Source organism: Micrococcus sp. HG099 (assembly GCF_024723355.1).
GTDB lineage: Bacteria > Actinomycetota > Actinomycetes > Actinomycetales > Micrococcaceae > Micrococcus > Micrococcus endophyticus.
Map to the genome: position 1 here is coordinate 28,671 of NZ_JANQCJ010000004.1, position 17,277 is coordinate 45,947.

The window sequence follows — 17,277 nt, forward strand, 5'->3', positions numbered from 1 at the left end:
ACAGAACCCGGCTTACAGCCGGTTCCCCCGGCACGATGGATTCATGACCCGCTTGGTCTCCGGAGACTCCCTCACGCTCGACCTCGCGCCGGAGGACCCCGCCGACCTCCTCGCCCGCCTGCGCGTGGCCGGGGTCGAGATGAACGAGTGCGCTGAGCGCCTGATCGCCGACCCGCGGATGCGTGTCGAGGGGTTGATCCGGGTGACCGTCGTCGAGCGCACGCTCGCTGCTGCGCGACGCCATTGACGACACCACGGACCCAGAGCGGCTCGCCCGTCTCGACGTGGCCACCGCCCAGCGGCTCACCGTCAAGAATGCGCGTGCCCGGAGGCGGCTGGGAGTGTAGAGGGGAGTGAGGTCAGTCCAGTGGTCCCGTCACCCCCACCCCCCGTAAACGCCCATGTCAGAGCGGGGGCAACGCACCGTAGCCGGTGTGCTCCGGCAGGTAGCGCCCCCTTCCGTCCCGCCGCATATCCCTGGGTGGATGACCCGGTGCAGACTTTGACCGTCTCCTCCAGGAAAGGACAGGTTCATGGCACTCACCCAACGCATCAAGGAGCTCCGCACCCGCAACGGGCTCTCCCAGGCCGCGCTCGCGGACCGGCTGCACGTCTCCCGGCAGGCAGTGACGAAGTGGGAGGCGGGACGCGGCATCCCGGACGTGGACAACCTGCGGGCGATGGCGGCCCTGTTCGGTGTCAGCGTGGACCATCTGCTGGACGGCACCGGAGACGACGCGACGCCCGCCGTGCTACGGCATCCTGTGGACGTCGCCTCCCTCGAGCCGTACAAGCCGGCCGGCCGACCCCTGGGCGCGAAGAGTCACCGGGCCGTGCGCGAGGGGTTCCCTGACGCGGTCATCTACCCCCTCGCGCGGATGCGGTCCAATAACCGGGTGCAGGAGTTCCTCGAGTGGGGGCTGATGCTCGCCTTCGACACCCCCTACGGCCTCTTCGGTCTCAGCGACAGCCTCAGCAACCGGGACGCCTACTACCTGGTGGAGGAGAAGAACCGCCACGTGCTCGCTCGCGTCACGCCCAAGGCCGTCGAGGGCAAGGAGCTGCCGGAACCCGTCGAGGGCCGCATGTTCACCGTCGGGGCGGACCGGTTCCGTCGAACGAGCCGGCCCCTCTGACCAGGCCGGGGCTGGCGAACTGCTCCTCCGGTCGCTGCCTCGGTCCTGGATGTGCAGGCCGAACGGATCGTGGACCTGCGTGACGCCGCCGCACTTGCGATCCTCGGCATCGACCTCGCCGACGCCTGGAGGAGGCCGGTGCGCACGAGCTGATCGACCCGTCTCGCACGGTCCCCGGGCTGTGGCACCTCACCCTGTTCCGGCGGAACGAGGGCGGAGTGTCCCGAGGGCCGGTGGATCCTGGCGCGGTGAGGGGTCAGCGATCTATCGCCAGGGTGCCTACCGTGTCCAGGACCCTCCGTAGGCTCGAGGCGCAGTCGGGGTGGATGTCCCGGCCGAAGAGAGGACATTGGCATGATCACCAAGGCGGGGCTCATCGCGGCCGCTTCCCATGCTCTGCAGAACGGTCCCCAGCTGCTCGCGCGCGTTGAGGGCGGCGGTGTGGTCATCGGTGGGCGTGGCGGCGAGGTCGTGCCGGATTCGACCGGGCTGTACGCGGTCGTCGCGCAGGATCCTGACGCAGTGTGGGCCGAGCTGCGATTGGACACGTCTGTCAGTCGAGGCGGCGTGCTTTACATCGGCAAGGCCGAGGGCAGCCTGCGGGCCCGCCTGGAACGCAAGCATTTCGCGGACGGCGGCACCGCGCACTCCACTCTGCGCCGCACCCTGGCCGCACTCCTGGTGGATCGGCTGGACCTGGAGCCGGTCGCCGTCGCCTCCGCGGGACGATTCACCCTCACCCCGGAGAGCGGCGAGCAGCTGACCACCTGGATGCGGCGTCACCTCGCCATCTGTGTGTGGCAGGCGCCCGCCGGGTTCGCGGAAATGGCACCGCTCGGGGGCATTGAGAAGCCTGTGATCGACACGCACACCCCGCCGTTGAACCTCACCTACGGCGGCACCACCCCCGACGCACAGCTGCTCCGCCAGCGCATCCGGAAGGCCCGCACGGCCATGGCGGAGCGGGCGAAGCGTGGTGTGGATGCGGTGGGGGCCGATTCGTCGGCGCGCGCGACCGTCGGCGACTTGTTCCGCCGCCGCCCCCGCCAGTACGGGCTGCGGGGAAGCGTCGGTCTCTGGGAGGAGCTCGCTGAACGGCTCGACGACACCCCCATGCCCACCAGTGAGTATGAACTCGGCCGGCTCCTGCACGATGCGCTCGAACGCTCCCTCGAGGGGGCCGAGCCTTACGAGGAGGGCAAGGTCAACGTGGAGCGGTTCAACCGCGGAGGCATGAGTCAGGGCCTCGTCCACCTGCCCTGGTGGGAGGACCAGGCCATCCCCCTCCTCCTCGACCGCTGGGGAGCCTGGGCGGACACCCAGGGTCTCCTCGGCCCGGAGGACTACATCGGGAGCTGGTGACCCAGCATAGGGGGGTACCTGCCGCCGTCCTCGATGGCCTCCTTCGCCACCGGCTGGGTGACGTGGGGGCTCATAGGGAAGGGCCACGCGCTGCCGGTGGGCAGCGCAATGAGCTCCGCGCGGTCCGCGCCGACGGGGTCGAGACGGGTGATGGCGACGGTCATGGGGCGAGGGTGGGCGCCGGCATCATGGGCCCCTCCCCACCCGGACCTCTTCCGAGTCCGGCGCAATGCATACATCCATGCATGCATCTGATTATTCTTGCCCGCATGACTCCACTCTCCGACCCCTTATGGGGCAGTCGTGCCACGGCTGCCGGCCGCCTGGCCCACGACGTCGCCTGGCGCATCGTCCGCGGTGAGATCGCCGCGGGGGAGGTGCTCACCGAGGTTCAGCTCTCCTCGGAGGCCGGCATCTCCCGTACGCCGGCCCGGGAGGCCCTCCTCCAGCTCGAGCGCTGGGGCCTGGTGCGGCTCCTCCCCAAGAAGGGCGCGGCCGTGCAGGCCCTCACGCCGCAGAGCGTGGCCGACCTCACGGCCCTGCGCGGCCTCCTCGAGTCCACCGCCCTCGCCACGGTCGCCGCGCGGCCCGACGCCGTCGGGCCCCTCGTCGCCACGCTCACCGCCAACCTGGAGCAGCAGCGCGCCGCCCTGGACGCCGGCGACCTCGCTGCGTTCTCCGCGCTGGACGTGCGCTTCCACCGGGACGTGATCGCCACGTGCGGCAACGCCGCCTTCGACGAGGTCGTGCGCACCTTCGCCCCCCGCCTGGCCCGCCTCATCCACGCCGCCACCGGCGGATCCGTCGACGCCGCCCGCCGCCTCCTCGATGGGCACGCCGAGATCTGTGCGCAGCTGGCCTCCGGGCGCGCCGCAGACGCCCAGCGCGCCCTGCAGGCGCACCTCGACGCCGCGGGGACCGGCGTCGTCGTCCCCGGCCTGCCCCCGGTGGGCTCGTCCGAGGCGGGTGAACCCCGATGATCGAGGGCCTGCTGATCCTGCTGCTCTGCCAGCTGGCGGGCACGCTCGTGGCCGACACCCTGCACCTGCCGATCCCCGGGGCCGTGCTGGGCATGCTCCTGCTGCTCGGCCTGCTCGCGTGGCGCCGGCCGGCCGAGGACGCGGCGGTGATGACGGCGAGCCATCACCTGCTCCAGCACCTGCCGCTGCTGTTCGTCCCGGCGGGCGTCGGCGTCGTCGCGGTGCTGGGCCTCATCGGGGAACACCGGGCGCTGATGCTGGTCGGCTTCGTGGTGCCCTGGCTGCTGGGGCTGGTGGTCACCGCCGGCGTCGCCGCCCCGCTCGCCCGCCGCCTCACGGACAAGGAGGACGCATAGTGAACGCCGCCGAACTCACCGACTCCCTCGCCGAGGCCTGGGACGGGCTCCTGCACACACCGCTGTTCGGCATCGCGCTGACCCTCGCCGTCGCCGTGCTCTCCCGCCGCCTGTGGCTCGCCGCCCGGCAGACCGCCCTGCTCACGCCCGTGCTCGTGACGATCGTGCTGGTGGCGGCGTTCCTGGCCCTGACCGGCATCGACTACGAGACCTACATGATCGGCGGCAGCTACCTCACCTTCCTGCTCGGTCCCGCCACCGTGGCCCTCGCCGTCCCCCTGTACCGGGCCGGCCCGGACATCCGGAAGCTGCTGCTGCCGATCGCCGTCGGGGTCACCGTCGGCTCGCTGACCGCCATGGTGAGCGCCGTGCTGATCGTGCGGGTGATGGGCGGGGACGCCGCGCTGGCCGCCACGTTCGCCCCCAAGTCCGCGACGACGCCGATCGCCATGGCGGTGGCCGACGCCGGCGGCGGGATCGTCTCCCTCGCCGCCGTGCTCCCCGTGCTCACCGGCGTGCTCGGCGCCGTCTTCGCCCCCTGGCTGCTCGACCGGCTGCGCGTGCGCGACCCCCGCGTGCGCGGCCTGGCCATCGGCGTGAGCTCCCACGGCATCGGCACCGCCCGCGCCCTCGCCGAAGGCCCGAAGACCGGTGCGTTCTCCGCCCTCGCCATGGCCTGCTCCGGTGTGCTCACCGCCCTGCTGGCCCCGCTGGTGCTGGCGATGACGGGGTGAGGGGCCGGGCGGCCGCCTTACCGTGTCCGCCCCGCCTGCCACCCTGATCCTCTTCCTTCCCCGCGGGCCGCCCGCCGGCCCGCGCAGGCGCGGTGACGCGGCCCGGTCCTGCGAACGAGAGGACCCCACCCATGATGGGCCCGTCCCACGCGGCCACCGGCGCCGCGGCCTGGCTGGCGCTCACGCACTGGCAGTCGCCGATCGCCGTGCTGCACCTGCCCGCCGAACTCCAGCTGCTCGGCGCCGTGACCACCGCCGGCGCGGCCATGATCAGCGACTGGGACCACCCCCGCGCCACCGTCGTCCACGCCCTGCCGCCCCTGACCGAGTGGATGAGCCGCGGCATCCGCCACGTGGCCGGCGGGCATCGGCGCGGCACACACTCGCTGGTGGGGATCGCGGCGTTCACCGCCATCGCGGCGGCGGCCGCCTCCATCCAGGTGCCGATCGCGGGGCACGTCTACACGCCGGGGCAGGGGGTCATCGCCGCGTTCCTGGCGGCCGTGGCCGCCAAGGCCCTCCGACTGCTCCCGAACCGGGGATGGAGGGCCGCGTGGGCACTCGGCATCCTGGTCGCGGTGTCGGCGACCGTCCTCAGCGACGGGCTGTGGTGGATCCCCGCCTCCGTGGCCGTCGGCGTGAGCGTGCACATCCTCGGCGACGCCCTCACCAACAACGGGGTGGCCCTGCTCTGGCCGCTCAGCCCAGAGCCCCCCACTCGCCTGTGGTGGTGGCAGTCCTCCGGACGGTTCCGGCTCCCCCTGCTCGGCCGGACCGGGTCCTGGCGGGAGTGGCTGTTCGTCTCCGTGGTCACCGCGTTCACCGTGGTGCGCACGGTGCAGCTGGTCCCTCCCGCGGGCCGCGCGGTGGCCGCGCTGCTGTAGGGAGCGGATCCGTCGCCCCGGAACCGCCCCGCCATTGACCGTCCCCTCCCACCGCTGACAAGGTCGGGCCATGACCGCAGGAGCCTCCCGATGACCCGCGTCCACGTCCTTGCCACCGGCGGCACGATCGCCTCGCGCTCTGGCGAGGGGTCCGGGGCGACGGCCGGGGACTCCGCTGAGGTCCTGCTCGAGGGCATGGACGCGACCGCTGACGTCGAGGTCACCAGCGAGGATGTGATGACGGTCGGCAGCTACCGGCTCGGACTGCCGGAGCTGGCCACGATCGCCCGCGTCTCACGCGAGCGCGCGGAAGAACCCGGCATCGACGGCGTCGTCGTCACACACGGCACCGACACCATGGAGGAGACCGCGTTCCTCGCGGACCTGCTGAACGGCACGGACACCCCCGTCGTCTTCACGGGCGCCCAGCGCGCCGCCGACCACCCGGACACCGACGGACCCCGCAACCTCCGCCAGGCCGTCCTCGCCGCCGCTCACCCGAACGCTCGCGGACTCGGCGCCCTCGTCGCCTTCGACGGTGTGCTGCTCTCGGCGCGGGGCACCCGCAAGGGGCACACGATGGTCAGCCAGCCGTTCACCGGCGGCACGCTCGTGGGCACGACGCACGGGGATGAGTTCCGCCTGCACGCTCGCCCGCATCGACCCGGCACCCTCGACCTCCCGGACTCCGGGCTGGACGGCGTCCGCGTCGACCTGATCACCGCGTACCCGGGCGCGGACCCCGCGGCCCTGCCGTCCGCCGTCGATCGCGGCGCCCACGGCATCGTGCTGGCCGGCACTGGCCTGGGCAACGCCGGGCCCGGACACGCGGAGGCGGTGGCCGACGTCGTTGCGCGAGGGGTGCCCGTCGTACTGGCCACCCGCACCCTGGCCGGCCCCGTCCTCGGCGTCTACGGCCGCGGCGGCGGCGCGGACATCCTGGCTGCCGGCGCCGTGGCGGCCGGCGAGCTGACCCCGTTCCAGGCCCGCATCCTGGCCGCCGCCCTGCTGGCGCATCGGCCGGATCCCCACGAGTTTGCGGCGCGGTTCACCCGGCTGCGCTGACTCCACCCACGATTCCGAGGAGGAACCCCCATGGCGAAGAAGATCTACGTGAGCGTCGGCATCGATGTGGACGCGGTCGGCGGCTGGCTCGGCTCCTATGGCGGCGAGGACTCCCCCGGGGACATCTCCCGCGGCATGTTCGCCGGTGAGGTGGGTGTGCCGCGTCTGCTGCAGCTCTTCCAGCGGCGCGAGCTGCCGGTCTCCTGGTTCTGGCCGGGGCACTCGATCGAGACGTTCCCGGAGCAGTTCGACGCCGTCGTCGCCGCCGGTCACGAGATCGGCGTGCACGGGTACTCGCACGAGAACCCCATTGCCATGACCCGGCAGCAGGAGACCGAGATCCTGGACTACTGCACGGACCTGATCGAGCGCCGCTCGGGCACCAAGCCCGTGGGCTACGTGGCGCCGTGGTGGGAGTTCTCCAAGGTGACCAACGAGATCCTGCTCGAGCGGGGCTTCCTCTACGACCACTCGCTCATGCACGACGACCACACCCCGTACTACGTGCGCGTGGGGGACAGCTGGACGAAGATCGACTACGAGGCCGCGTCGGCGCACGAGTGGATGAAGCCGCTCGTCCGGGGCGAGGAGACCGACCTGATCGAGATCCCGGCGTCCTGGTACCTGGACGACCTGCCTCCCATGATGTTCATCAAGTCCAGCCCCAACAGCCACGGCTTCGTCTCCCCGCGGGACATCGAGCAGCTGTGGAAGGACCAGTTCGACTGGGTGCACCGCGAGATGGACTACGCGGTCTTCCCGATCACGATCCACCCGGACGTGTCGGGCCGCCCGCAGAACCTGCTCATGCTGGAGCGGCTGTTCGACCACATCCAGGGGCACGACGGCGTGGAGTTCGGGTTCATGAAGGACGTGGCCGCGGACTTCGCCCGCCGGTTCCCGCGCGAGCGCGGCTGAGCGCGGATGTGCGGGGCGTGCGGACGCGGGGTGGCGTCCCCGACGACGGCGCTCCTCAACGAGCACGGCCTCAAGCGGCGGGCCCTGGCGCGGCTGCGCGGCGAGCTCGCCCCGGGGTGTCGACTCACGCTCGAGGGGGACGCCTGGACGCTGGTCCGCCGCTCGGGGCGCGGTGAGCACCACGCCGATGTCGAGGGGTTGATCGCCAGCCTCGAGGGCGGCGCCGCGGGGGACTGGGTCGGGGCCGAGCCGCCACGGGAGGTGGTCGCGGCTGTGACGGCGGGGATGGTGGCCCGCGCCCGACGCAGGTCGGACTGACGGCCGCGACACGACCTGGGGTCTGCCGTCAGGTCATGTCGGGATCGACGGGTCATCCCGAATCCATCGCCGCCCCCTCACGCCTCCGCGAGCACCTCGGCCCACACGCGGGCCCGGGCGGGCATCCCAAGCTCACTCCGCCGGCGTCAGTTCCCGCTTGAGGATCTTGCCCGTGGCGGTCTTGGGCAGCCCGTCCCGCACGGTCACGGTGCGCGGGTACTTGTAGGGGGCCACCTGGGACTTCACGTGCTGGATCAGCTCCTCCTCCGTGGCGTGCGCGCCGGGGGCGAGCACCACGTGCGCGGCGACCTCCTGGCCCAGCTCCGGGTGGGGCACCCCCACCACGGCGGCCTCCGCGACGGCCGGGTGCTCGTAGAGCACCTCCTCGATCTCGCGCGGATACACGTTGAGCCCGCCGCGCAGGATCATGTCCTTCGTGCGGTCCACGATGTAGTAGTTGCCCGCGGCATCGCGCCGGGCGAGGTCACCCGAGCGGAACCAGCCGTCCTCGGTGATGGCCTGGGCGGTGGCCTCCGGCTTGCCCCAGTAGCCCTTCATCACGTTCTCCCCGCGGATCCACACCTCGCCCAGGGTCTCCTCGTCGCCCTCGGGCACGACGGCCCCGTCCGGCGCCACCAGCTGCAGTTCGCACCCGCGGACGGCGCGTCCGATCGAGCCCGGCTGGTGCTCCTGACCCGGATGGTTGAAGCAGGCCGCGGGGGAGGTCTCGGAGAGCCCGTAGCCCTCGAGGATCTCGCAGTCGAAGGTGGCCTCGAAGCGGCGCAGCAGCTCCACGGGCAGGGCGGATCCACCGGAGACGCCCAGGCGCAGGCTGGCCAGGTCCTCCGGATGGTCCTTGGCCGCGGCCAGCAGCGCCCCGTACATGGTGGGCACGCCGATGAACAGCTCGACGCTCCGCTCCCGGATGGTGCGCACGGCCTCGGCGGCGTCGAAGCGGGGGATCAGCGCGAGCGTGGCGCCCACGGTCACGGACGTCACCAGCGCGCAGGTCAGGCCGAACACGTGGAACAGCGGCAGGCAGCCCAGCACGGTCTCGCCGGCGCGCAGGTGGATCAGCGTGTCCACCACGGTGTCCGCGTTCGCCCCGATGTTCCGGTGGGTCAGCTGGGCCCCCTTGGGGCGGCCGGTGGTGCCGGAGGTGTAGAGGATGACGGCGTCGTCCTCGAGGTCCCGCTCGACGGTCTCGGTCACCGGGCCGGGGCTCTCCGCGAGGTGCGGGGCGAGGCCGTCCTCGCCGAGGGTGCGCAGCGGCACACCGCGCTCGCGGGCGCCCTCCACGGCTTCCTCGGACGGCACGGACCACAGCATCGACGCGCCCGAGTCCTCCAGGTAGTACTCGATCTCGCGGCGCTTGAACAGCGGGTTCATCGGGACGACGACGGCGCCCAGCTGCAGGGCCGCGAAGAACACCACCGGGAACGCGGGGATGTTCGGCACCATGAGCGCCACGCGGTCCCCGGGGCCGATGCCCTCCTGCCGCATGAGCCCGGCCAGGCGCTGGGACAGGTCCTGGAGCTCCGCGTACGTCATGCGGTTCTCGCCGAGGATCAGGGCGGTGGAGTGCGGGTGCTCGGCGGCGGTGCGCTCGAGACGGGCGGGCAGGGTGAGGGTCACGACGGGCCTCCGAGGGGAGTCGGATGTGATGGGAGCCACAGCGTAACGCCCGCCGTCGCTCGTTCGCTGTGAGCCGAGTGGCGCGCGGTCATCCCCCGGCCCCGCCTGCGTCGCCAATGTGTCGTCTCCACGGCCCAGGGGCGCAAGACTGGTCCCCGCACACCGCCCGGACCGCCGGGCCAGACCGGAGGACAGACCATGACCGCACAGACCCCCGCCACCCGTGCCATCCCCGAGACGATGAAGGCCGTGATCATGCGCGCGCCGGGCGACGTCGTCGTCGAGGAGGTGGACACCCCGCGCGTCGCGAAGCCCACGGACGTGGTCCTGAAGCTGGCCGCCGCGTGCGTGTGCGGCTCGGACCTGTGGCCCTACCGCGGCCACAACGACGTCGACCACCGGCGCATGGGCCACGAGTACGTCGGCACGATCGTGGAGAAGGGCGAGGACGTCGCCACCCTCGAGGTCGGCGACTTCGTGATCGGGTCCTTCATGCTCTCGGACAACACGTGCGAGATCTGCCAGGCCGGCTACCAGTCCCGCTGCGTCAACGCCGGCGAGTACACGGGCAGCCAGGCGCAGTACATGCGCGTCGAGCTCGCCGACGGCTCCCTCGTGAAGGTGCCCGGCGGCGAGCCCGCGGACCCGGACCGCCTGGCCGACTACCTCGCCGCCTCGGATGTGCTCGGCACGGGCTGGTACGCCGCCGTCGCCGCGAACGCCGGCCCCGGCAAGACCATCGCCGTGGTCGGGGACGGTGCCGTGGGCCTGTGCGCGGTGCTCGCCGCCAAGACGCTGGGCGCGGAGCAGGTCATCGCGTTCTCCCGCCACGAGGACCGCGCCGCCCTGGCCCGGGAGTTCGGGGCGGACGTCATCATCGCCGAGCGCGGCGAGGAGGGTGCCGCGAAGGTCAAGGAGCTCACGAACGGCTACGGCGCGCACGGCGTGTGCGAGGCCGTGGGCACGCAGGAGTCGATGGACCAGGCACTGGCCTCGGTGCGCCCGGGCGGGCATGTGGGCTTCGTGGGCGTCTCCCACGACCAGACCATCGACGGCTCGAGGCTCTTCGGTCTCGAGATCCACCTCGAGGGCGGCCCGGCCCCCGTGCGCCGCTTCCTGCCGGAGATGATCGAGCGCATCCAGTCCGGCGAGATCCAGCCCGGCCGCGTGTTCACCGCGCGCATGCCGCTCGACGACGCCGCCGAGGCGTACCGGGCCATGGACGAGCGCCGCGAGATCAAGGTGCTGCTGGAGGTCTGAGGCCGCCGCCGGATCGATTCGCTGGATCCACGCTTGCGCAACGATGATCCCAGATCGTTGCGTAAGATCTCCCCATGGGCAACGAATCAGCGAGCTCGACCGCCGTCACATGGGAGGAACGCCCCTGGCGGGCGGATCCGGACGACGCCGGCCCCCTCACCCGGCGTGCGCGTGTCCGGGCCGCAGGGCCGTATCGCGCCGCGGTCCCCGCGCGCATCGCCGAGTTCTCCCCCGCCCTGGACCAGGCGACGGCGAGCCTGGCCGAGGAGGCGGTGGCCGCCGTCGTCCGGTTCGACGCGGACATCACCCGCGCCCTTCCCGCCCTCCACGGCGACATCGCGCCCCTCGACGCGGTGCTGCTGCGCACCGAGTCGGCGTCGTCGTCGCAGATCGAGCACATCACGGCGGGTGCGAAGGCCCTCGCCCTCGCCACACTCGGGGAGGCGACGCGACCGAACGCCCGCCTCGTGGCGGCCAACGTCGCCGCCATGCGCGCCGCCACGGGGCTGGCGCGGGACCTCGGCGAGGCCGCCCTGCTCGAGGCGCACCGCGCCCTGATGGACGGCCAGGACCACGCCGCCCCGGGGCGCTATCGCGACGTGCAGGGGTGGATCGGCGGTCATGCGCCGACGCCCCACACCGCGCAGTTCGTGCCGGCGCACCCGGACCGGATCCCCGCCGCGATGGCGGACCTCTTCGCCTATCTGCACCGGGACGACGTCCCGGTCCTGGTCCAGGCCGCCGTGGCCCACGCGCAGTTCGAGACCATCCACCCGTTCGTGGACGGCAATGGGCGCACCGGGCGGGTGCTGGTCCACGCGGTGCTCCATCGGGCCGGCGCCATCTCGCGGATGACCGTCCCCCTCTCGGCCGGGCTGCTCGTGGACACGCGGGGCTACGTCGACGCGCTCACCGCGTACCGGGACGGCGACGTCGCCCCGGTCGTCCGGCAGTTCGCGCACGCCGCGCTTGCCGCGGCCGAGAACGGGCGGAAGCTCGTGGCGGACCTCGAGGCCGCGCTCGCGGGCTGGACGGAGCGGCTCACGGCACGTCGGGACGCCGCGGCCTGGCGGGCGCTCGGGGTGGTCATCGCGCAGCCGGCCGTGACGGTCGAGCACGTGGCGGGAGCGCTGGCCGTCTCCCGGCCGGCCGCGCAGCGCGCGGTGGACCAGCTCGTGGCCGCGGGAGCCCTGCAGCCGGTGAACGCCCAACGCCGCAATCGGGTGTGGCTGGCCACGGAGGTGCTCGCCGCGCTGGACGAGTTCGCGGCGCGGGCGGGGAGACGGGGGTGAACCGTGAGCCGGTGGGGCGGGGCCGACGCCTCGCGGGGCGGATGCAATCGAAATGCGGGGATTTTCGATTGCACTTCGCGACCAGGCAAGCCGGCATGCGCCTTCTCGGTCCGCTTCGCCTACGCTCCGACCATGGATCTGACCGTCGGGCGTCGGGTGCGGGCCCGACGCCTCCGCGTCCAGGAGGTGCGGCTCGACCGGCGCTCGGCCGTCGTCGCGGCGCTGGGCCGGTCATGAGGGGCCGGTCCGGGCGGCCCGGGCCGAACATCCCACGTCATCGCCCCGGATGTGGGTAAGCTCACAGGACCCTGCACCCGACCGGGGAGTCCCCATGGAGCAGTTCCTCGCCGGCGCCAACGCGATCATGTGGTCTCTGCCCATGGTCTTCGGCCTCCTGGCCCTCGGCCTGTACTTCACGATACGCATGGGGGCGCCGCAGCTGCGGCGCATCCCGGACATGATCGGCCAGCTGATCAAGGGCGGGTCCTCGTCCGCGGGCATCAGCTCCTTCCAGGCGTTCGCCATGGCGCTGGGCGGTCGCATCGGCGTCGGCAACATCGCCGGCGTCGCCGCCGCCATCTTCCTGGGCGGCCCGGGCGCCCTGTTCTGGATGTGGGTGACGGCGATCGTCGGCGCCCCCGTGGCGCTCGCGGAGAGCTCGCTCGCGCAGCTCTACAAGCACAAGGTCCGCGGCGAGTACCGCGGCGGTCCCGCGTACTACATCCTCGAGGGGCTCGGCCGGAACTGGCGCTGGCTGGCCGTCGCGTACGCCGCGGCCACCGTGTTCGCCACCGTGATCACCGGCCCGCAGATCCAGGCCAACGCCGTCACCGCAGCCACCAGCGAGGCGTGGGGCTGGGACCCCATGTGGGTCGGCATCGCCATGGCCGTCCTGTTCTGCGTGATCGTCTTCGGCGGCATGCACCGCCTGGGCCGGACGGTCGGCCTCGTGGTGCCGTTCATGGCCGCCGCGTACATCGTGGTGGGCCTGATCGTCGTCGCCATGATGTGGCAGCAGCTTCCCGCCATGTTCGGCCTGATCTTCTCCAGCGCGTTCGCCGCGGACTCCGTCTACGGCGGCATGCTCGGCGCCGCCATCTCCTGGGGCGTGCGCCGCGCCGTGTACTCCACGGAGATCGGCACCGGCTCCGGCGCCCAGGCCTCCGCGGCCGCCCACGTCTCCCACCCGGTCAAGCAGGGCCTGGCCCAGGCGTTCTCCGCCTACGTGGACACCCTGTTCGTGTGCACCATGACCGGCCTGATGATCCTCTCCACCAACAGCTTCAACGTCCTCGGCCCGGACGAGAAGACGTACCTCGCGGAGCACCTGCCCGGCGTCGAGGAGGGCCCGGCGTGGGTGCAGAACGCCATCGACGACGCCCTGCCCGCCTTCGGCCCGTCCTTCGTGGCGGTGGCCGTGTTCCTGTTCGCCTTCACCACGCTGCTGTCCTTCGCGTTCTACGCGGAGACGAACCTCGCGTACCTGATCCCGAACAAGAAGGCGCAGCGCATCGCCATCGCGATCGCCCGCGTGCTGCTGGCCGGCTCCATGGTGTTCGGCGCCGTGCAGACCTCGGCGCTCGTGTGGTCGTTCGCGGACTTCGGCGTCGGCCTGTACACGTGGGTGAACATCCTCGCCCTCATCCTGCTGAGCCCGGTGGCCATCCGCCTGCTCAAGGACTATGACCGCCAGCGCCGCGCCGGCCAGGACCCCGTCCTGGACCCGGCGGCGATCGGCGTCCGCAACGCCCGCCTGTGGGAGCAGATCCACGACGAGTACGAGCGCACCGGGGACGTCACCGCGGCCCTGGACCACGTGGCGGACACCGCCCCGGACACCCGCGCCATCTCCGTGGTGCGCTCGCACGGGGAGCGCGGCCAGGGCTGAGCGGCGGCCCGGGCTGAGTCGGGGTCCGGATGATCCGGACCCCGACCCGGGGCGTCCGGGCCGGGGCCGATGGGCCCGCCGCGCGTCGCCCGCCGTCGTGTGCCGCGGCGGCCGGCGCGCCGTGCGCTAGCGTCCGCGGTGATGACTCCCCGCTCGCTCGCCGGTCTGGCCCTCACCGTCGCCGCCCTGATGTCCGCCTTCGCGCTGATGGCGCCCACGGCCCCGGGGCTGTTCGTCGGCGTGCTCACGGCCGGCACCCTCGGCTTCGGCCCGTTCTACGGGGAGCCGACCCGGCACCTCGTGGACCGGCCGTGGCGGCGGGACCGGCGCTGGCACGAGCTCGCCCGCCGGGTCCGCACCGACTGGCTCTCCCGCCAGCTGGGCGCCGCCGGGTGGAACGCCGCCATCCGCCGCCGCATCACCGGCCGGGCGGACCTGCGGCGCATCCGCACCGCCGCCGTCGGCTCCCTCGTCAGCCACGCCGCCTCCGTGGGGCTGCACGGGATCGCCGCGCTCGCGCTGGCCGTCGTCGGCCACCCGGGCTGGGGCCTGCTGGCGGTGCTCCTGGGGCTCGTGGTCCACGCGTGGCCGGCCCTGCTGCAGGTCGCGGTGCTCGGTCGCATCGACGGCCTCCAGGCGCAGCTGCGCGGGGACCGGCTGCTCTGGTGAGCCGGGGGGCGACGACGGCGGGCCGCGGCGTGGCGCGCGTCACGCTACGCTCGCCTGCATGTCCGACGACCTGCTGCCCGAGCTGACCGCCGCCTTCGGGCTGGTGGACGTCCACCCCGAGTCGCTCTCGTGGTGGTCGCTCGTGCACCGGGCCCGCGTGGTGCCGCGCGGTCATGCGGAGCCGGTGGACGTCGTCGTGAAGCTGACGGGCCGCACCGCCGAGCGGGCCGCGGGGATGGCCGGGTGGACGCGCGCGCTCGCGGCCGGGGGCTTCCCGGTGGTGGCGCCCGTGGACCTGGACGGGCCGAATCCGCGGCAGGTGGGGGAGCACTGGTACGCGGTGTACCCGTTCGTGGCGGGGCGACCCTACGACGCGGAGCGGGACGTCGCCGCGCTCGGCGACCTCCTGGGCCGCCTCCACGCCACGCCCCTCGAGCCGGAGGTGCGGGACGCGCTGCGGTCGTACGCGTGGCCCGAGTCCGGGCGCGACGACGCCGACGCGGACCTGGCCTCCCTCGCCGACAAGTTCCCCCGTGTGCTCGGGGAGGAGGCCGGCGCCGCGGCGCTGGAGGCCGTGCGGGGGCTCGTGGAGCGGTGGTGGACGGTCTCGTTCCCGGCGCTGCGCGCGGCGGAGGAGGCCGGGGAGCTGCCGCGGGCCGGCGTGACGAGCGACTACAAGTCCGCGAACGTGGTGATCACCGAGGACGGGCCGGTGATCGTGGACCCGGACAACGGCGGCTGGGAGCCGCGTCTGTTCGACCTGGCCATGGCCGTGGTGCTCCTGCACAACGACTCCGACTCCGCCCCCGGGCGCATGATGACGGCCGCCGAGTGGGAGGCCTTTCACGCCGCCTACGCCCGGCACGTGACCCTCACGGACCGCGAGCGCGCGCTGTGGCCCGCCGCCCTCGACCACATGCTGTGGGAGGAGGGCACGTGGGCCCTCGAGGACAACGACGACGACGCCTACGCCCAGCCCCGCCAGGGCGGGTACCTGCGGGACCTAGCGACCATGCCGGTGGAGCGCTACCGGCTGCCGGGGGAGTGAGGGGCCGGTGACGGGGCGCCCGGGGGAGGCCGCGGCGGCCGCCTCGGGGCGCCCGCTGTGAGCCGGGGCGGGTGCCTCTCGGGCGGACTGCAATCGAAATGCGGCGAATTTCGATTGCAGTTCCCGGATCGGCACTCGCCCCGCACCGCGTGCCGGCCGCACCGCGCGTCCGCGCCGCACCTCCGCACCGCACGTCCGCACCTTCCTCGCCACCCTCGACCCGGACGACGCCGAGCCGTTCCCCGAGATGTCCCCGCGGCTCGTCCCGGAGACGTGGGAGCGGTTCCGGGACCACGCGCTGCCCGGGATCCGCGCGGTGGACGAGGACGCGGTCGAGCGCCCCTCGGCCCGCTACGTCCTGGACCCGGTGCCGGAGGAGGCCGGCCCGCGCGTCGAGGCGCCCGCCCTGATCCTCACGGGCCGCTCGTGGGGGAGTGGGCCGCCGAGGCGGCGCGGGCGGCGCGGGACTGAGGCGCCGGTGCGCGAGGCGAGGTCCGCGCACCCCCTCGCGACGCGCCCAGCAGGCTTCCCGTCGGCGACGTGACGTGGTGCACTGGCCCCATGGCCGACCTGATGGGACTCCTGTACCGATCCGACGACCACGGCACGGTGGAGCTGCGCCGCATCCTCCCCGTCGCCCCCGCCGACCTCTGGTCCGAGCTCACAGACCCCGAGCGGCTCGCCGCCTGGTTCGCGCCCGTCACCGGGGACCTGCGCGAGGGCGGCGACTACCGCATCGCCTTCGAGGAGGACGACGACGAGCCAGGCTCCGCCTCCTGGGGCCGCATCGAGCAGTGCGAGCGCGGCCGCGGCCTGCGCCTGACGTGGCAGTGCGCCGAGGACGAGCCGGCGCCCAGCACCGTGCAGGTCACGCTCCGCGCCGTCGACGGCGGCACCCGCCTCATCCTCGTCCACAGCGGCCTGACCCACGGCGAGGACGTGGGCCACGCCGCCGGCTGGGAGGTCTATCTGCGGGACCTCGCCGCGCACCTCGAGGGCACGCCGGCCGAGGAGGGCGACTGGTTCGAGCGCTGGGAGCGCCACCGCGCCGCCTACGAGGCCACGCTCTGACCGGGTGACCTCCCCGGGCCGCTCGGCAGGCCGGTGCCGCTAGGCCGCCCCGCCCGCCGTCGTCGCCGCCCCGGGCAGGACCCGCCGCTGGGGCAGGAACGCCACCGCGCCGAGGACCACGATCGCCACGGACAGCGCGATGCCGGCGCGGACGCCGTCGGCGGAGTCCGCGAGCACGCCGGAGAGAACCGGCCCCACGGACTGTCCGAGCGCGAACACCGTGGTGAGCAGCCCGATCCCGTCCGCCACCTGCGCCGCCGGCAGCACCCGCTGCGCCGCGTGCGTCACGGACCCGACGAGCGCGAGGAACGTCCCCCCGAACAGCAACGCCGAGGCCAGCGCCGGCACCGGCCCGGCCCACAGCAGCGGCAGCCCCGCGCCGAGCGCCACGACCACCATGAGCAGGGCCGGTGCCCGCCCGCCCTGCAGGCGCTCCACCACGGGCGCCCACGCGAAGCCGCCGGCCACCGCCGCCAGGCCGAGCACCACCCAGAACACGGCCACCTTCTGGTCGGTCGCGCCGTCGCCCCGCAGCAGCGCCACGATGAACGTCATGTACGCGATGTAGCCCATCCCGAACAGCGTGTAGCCCACCAGCAGCGGCACCATCCCGCGCACGGGCGCCCGGCTGCCCGCGGCCCGCGGGGCCGGCGCCGGCACC

General features: G+C 73.4%; 20 protein-coding genes. 17 read left to right on the top strand and 3 right to left on the bottom strand.

Annotated features, from left to right (window positions below):
- Positions 1–43: 43 nt before the first annotated feature.
- The 3 genes from NWP10_RS00910 (at position 44) to NWP10_RS00920 (ending at position 2,498) form a co-directional block, all read left to right on the top strand.
- Entirely contained in the window at positions 44–247 is a 204-nt protein-coding gene (locus NWP10_RS00910) for a hypothetical protein (protein WP_017488487.1), read from the top strand.
- Between the two features lie 286 nt (positions 248–533).
- Complete coding sequence (locus NWP10_RS00915; RefSeq protein ID WP_258299551.1) at positions 534–1,136, top strand: helix-turn-helix domain-containing protein; 603 nt, start codon at positions 534–536, stop codon at positions 1,134–1,136.
- A gap of 354 nt (positions 1,137–1,490) precedes the next feature.
- Positions 1,491–2,498 carry a GIY-YIG nuclease family protein gene (locus tag NWP10_RS00920; protein ID WP_258299552.1) on the top strand — a complete coding sequence of 336 codons (1,008 nt, stop codon included), beginning with the start codon at positions 1,491–1,493 and terminating at the stop codon, positions 2,496–2,498.
- On the opposite strand, the gene NWP10_RS00925 is transcribed toward NWP10_RS00920, so the two are convergent.
- Positions 2,480–2,662, bottom strand: a complete 183-nt coding sequence (locus NWP10_RS00925; RefSeq protein WP_258299553.1) for a hypothetical protein — start codon at positions 2,660–2,662, stop codon at positions 2,480–2,482. The genes NWP10_RS00920 and NWP10_RS00925 overlap by 19 nt on opposite strands.
- Before the next feature lie 105 nt (positions 2,663–2,767).
- Here NWP10_RS00925 and NWP10_RS00930 point away from each other — a divergent pair, with 105 nt between their 5' ends.
- The 7 genes from NWP10_RS00930 to NWP10_RS00960 all read left to right on the top strand — a co-directional run bounded on the left by NWP10_RS00930 (position 2,768) and on the right by NWP10_RS00960 (position 7,753).
- Positions 2,768–3,478 carry a GntR family transcriptional regulator gene (locus NWP10_RS00930; RefSeq protein WP_258299554.1) on the top strand — a complete coding sequence of 237 codons (711 nt, stop codon included), beginning with the start codon at positions 2,768–2,770 and terminating at the stop codon, positions 3,476–3,478.
- Positions 3,475–3,834: a CidA/LrgA family protein gene (locus tag NWP10_RS00935; protein ID WP_258299556.1), complete on the top strand. Its 360-nt coding sequence runs from the start codon at positions 3,475–3,477 to the stop codon at positions 3,832–3,834. Before NWP10_RS00930 ends, NWP10_RS00935 begins: the two co-directional genes overlap by 4 nt.
- Positions 3,834–4,568: an LrgB family protein gene (locus tag NWP10_RS00940; RefSeq protein ID WP_258299557.1), complete on the top strand. Its 735-nt coding sequence runs from the start codon at positions 3,834–3,836 to the stop codon at positions 4,566–4,568. Before NWP10_RS00935 ends, NWP10_RS00940 begins: the two co-directional genes overlap by 1 nt.
- 131 nt (positions 4,569–4,699) lie before the next feature.
- Complete coding sequence (locus tag NWP10_RS00945) at positions 4,700–5,452, top strand: metal-dependent hydrolase (protein WP_258299558.1); 753 nt, start codon at positions 4,700–4,702, stop codon at positions 5,450–5,452.
- Positions 5,453–5,542: 90 nt separating this feature from the next.
- A complete protein-coding gene (locus NWP10_RS00950; protein WP_258299559.1) occupies positions 5,543–6,517 on the top strand; it encodes an asparaginase in 975 nt (324 codons plus the stop codon).
- Between the two features lie 30 nt (positions 6,518–6,547).
- Entirely contained in the window at positions 6,548–7,435 is an 888-nt protein-coding gene (locus NWP10_RS00955) for a polysaccharide deacetylase (RefSeq protein ID WP_258299560.1), read from the top strand.
- A 30-nt stretch (positions 7,436–7,465) separates the two neighbouring features.
- Entirely contained in the window at positions 7,466–7,753 is a 288-nt protein-coding gene (locus NWP10_RS00960; RefSeq protein WP_017488477.1) for a hypothetical protein, read from the top strand.
- A gap of 132 nt (positions 7,754–7,885) precedes the next feature.
- Here NWP10_RS00960 and NWP10_RS00965 read toward each other — a convergent pair whose 3' ends face one another.
- Positions 7,886–9,388, bottom strand: a complete 1,503-nt coding sequence (locus tag NWP10_RS00965) for a long-chain fatty acid--CoA ligase (protein ID WP_017488475.1) — start codon at positions 9,386–9,388, stop codon at positions 7,886–7,888.
- Between the two features lie 198 nt (positions 9,389–9,586).
- Here NWP10_RS00965 and NWP10_RS00970 point away from each other — a divergent pair, with 198 nt between their 5' ends.
- The 7 genes from NWP10_RS00970 to NWP10_RS01000 all read left to right on the top strand — a co-directional run bounded on the left by NWP10_RS00970 (position 9,587) and on the right by NWP10_RS01000 (position 16,616).
- Positions 9,587–10,648: a zinc-binding dehydrogenase gene (locus NWP10_RS00970; RefSeq protein ID WP_258299561.1), complete on the top strand. Its 1,062-nt coding sequence runs from the start codon at positions 9,587–9,589 to the stop codon at positions 10,646–10,648.
- A gap of 74 nt (positions 10,649–10,722) precedes the next feature.
- Positions 10,723–11,940 carry a Fic family protein gene (locus tag NWP10_RS00975; protein ID WP_258299562.1) on the top strand — a complete coding sequence of 406 codons (1,218 nt, stop codon included), beginning with the start codon at positions 10,723–10,725 and terminating at the stop codon, positions 11,938–11,940.
- Between the two features lie 331 nt (positions 11,941–12,271).
- Positions 12,272–13,828 carry a sodium:alanine symporter family protein gene (locus tag NWP10_RS00980; RefSeq protein ID WP_258299563.1) on the top strand — a complete coding sequence of 519 codons (1,557 nt, stop codon included), beginning with the start codon at positions 12,272–12,274 and terminating at the stop codon, positions 13,826–13,828.
- Between the two features lie 141 nt (positions 13,829–13,969).
- Positions 13,970–14,497, top strand: a complete 528-nt coding sequence (locus NWP10_RS00985) for a hypothetical protein (RefSeq protein ID WP_258299564.1) — start codon at positions 13,970–13,972, stop codon at positions 14,495–14,497.
- 58 nt (positions 14,498–14,555) lie between these two features.
- Complete coding sequence (locus NWP10_RS00990) at positions 14,556–15,545, top strand: phosphotransferase enzyme family protein (protein WP_258299565.1); 990 nt, start codon at positions 14,556–14,558, stop codon at positions 15,543–15,545.
- A gap of 247 nt (positions 15,546–15,792) precedes the next feature.
- Complete coding sequence (locus NWP10_RS00995; protein ID WP_258299566.1) at positions 15,793–16,089, top strand: hypothetical protein; 297 nt, start codon at positions 15,793–15,795, stop codon at positions 16,087–16,089.
- A 17-nt stretch (positions 16,090–16,106) separates the two neighbouring features.
- Positions 16,107–16,616 (top strand): SRPBCC family protein, encoded by a 510-nt coding sequence (locus tag NWP10_RS01000; RefSeq protein WP_258299567.1) that lies wholly within the window; start codon positions 16,107–16,109, stop codon positions 16,614–16,616.
- Positions 16,617–16,655: 39 nt separating this feature from the next.
- Here NWP10_RS01000 and NWP10_RS01005 read toward each other — a convergent pair.
- Positions 16,656–17,277, bottom strand: a 622-nt coding sequence (locus NWP10_RS01005; RefSeq protein ID WP_258299568.1) for a YbfB/YjiJ family MFS transporter, incomplete at its 5' end; no start/stop codon positions are given.

Bases quoted from the DNA above. Each gene is read 5' to 3' on its own strand.
- NWP10_RS00910 (WP_017488487.1), top strand. From the start codon at position 44: ATGACCCGCTTGGTCTCCGGAGACTCCCTCACGCTCGACCTCGCGCCG.
- NWP10_RS00915 (WP_258299551.1), top strand. From the start codon at position 534: ATGGCACTCACCCAACGCATCAAGGAGCTCCGCACCCGCAACGGGCTC.
- NWP10_RS00920 (WP_258299552.1), top strand. From the start codon at position 1,491: ATGATCACCAAGGCGGGGCTCATCGCGGCCGCTTCCCATGCTCTGCAG.
- NWP10_RS00925 (WP_258299553.1), bottom strand. From the start codon at position 2,662: ATGACCGTCGCCATCACCCGTCTCGACCCCGTCGGCGCGGACCGCGCG.
- NWP10_RS00930 (WP_258299554.1), top strand. From the start codon at position 2,768: ATGACTCCACTCTCCGACCCCTTATGGGGCAGTCGTGCCACGGCTGCC.
- NWP10_RS00935 (WP_258299556.1), top strand. From the start codon at position 3,475: ATGATCGAGGGCCTGCTGATCCTGCTGCTCTGCCAGCTGGCGGGCACG.
- NWP10_RS00945 (WP_258299558.1), top strand. From the start codon at position 4,700: ATGATGGGCCCGTCCCACGCGGCCACCGGCGCCGCGGCCTGGCTGGCG.
- NWP10_RS00950 (WP_258299559.1), top strand. From the start codon at position 5,543: ATGACCCGCGTCCACGTCCTTGCCACCGGCGGCACGATCGCCTCGCGC.
- NWP10_RS00955 (WP_258299560.1), top strand. From the start codon at position 6,548: ATGGCGAAGAAGATCTACGTGAGCGTCGGCATCGATGTGGACGCGGTC.
- NWP10_RS00970 (WP_258299561.1), top strand. From the start codon at position 9,587: ATGACCGCACAGACCCCCGCCACCCGTGCCATCCCCGAGACGATGAAG.
- NWP10_RS00975 (WP_258299562.1), top strand. From the start codon at position 10,723: ATGGGCAACGAATCAGCGAGCTCGACCGCCGTCACATGGGAGGAACGC.
- NWP10_RS00980 (WP_258299563.1), top strand. From the start codon at position 12,272: ATGGAGCAGTTCCTCGCCGGCGCCAACGCGATCATGTGGTCTCTGCCC.
- NWP10_RS00985 (WP_258299564.1), top strand. From the start codon at position 13,970: ATGACTCCCCGCTCGCTCGCCGGTCTGGCCCTCACCGTCGCCGCCCTG.
- NWP10_RS00990 (WP_258299565.1), top strand. From the start codon at position 14,556: ATGTCCGACGACCTGCTGCCCGAGCTGACCGCCGCCTTCGGGCTGGTG.
- NWP10_RS00995 (WP_258299566.1), top strand. From the start codon at position 15,793: ATGTCCCCGCGGCTCGTCCCGGAGACGTGGGAGCGGTTCCGGGACCAC.
- NWP10_RS01000 (WP_258299567.1), top strand. From the start codon at position 16,107: ATGGCCGACCTGATGGGACTCCTGTACCGATCCGACGACCACGGCACG.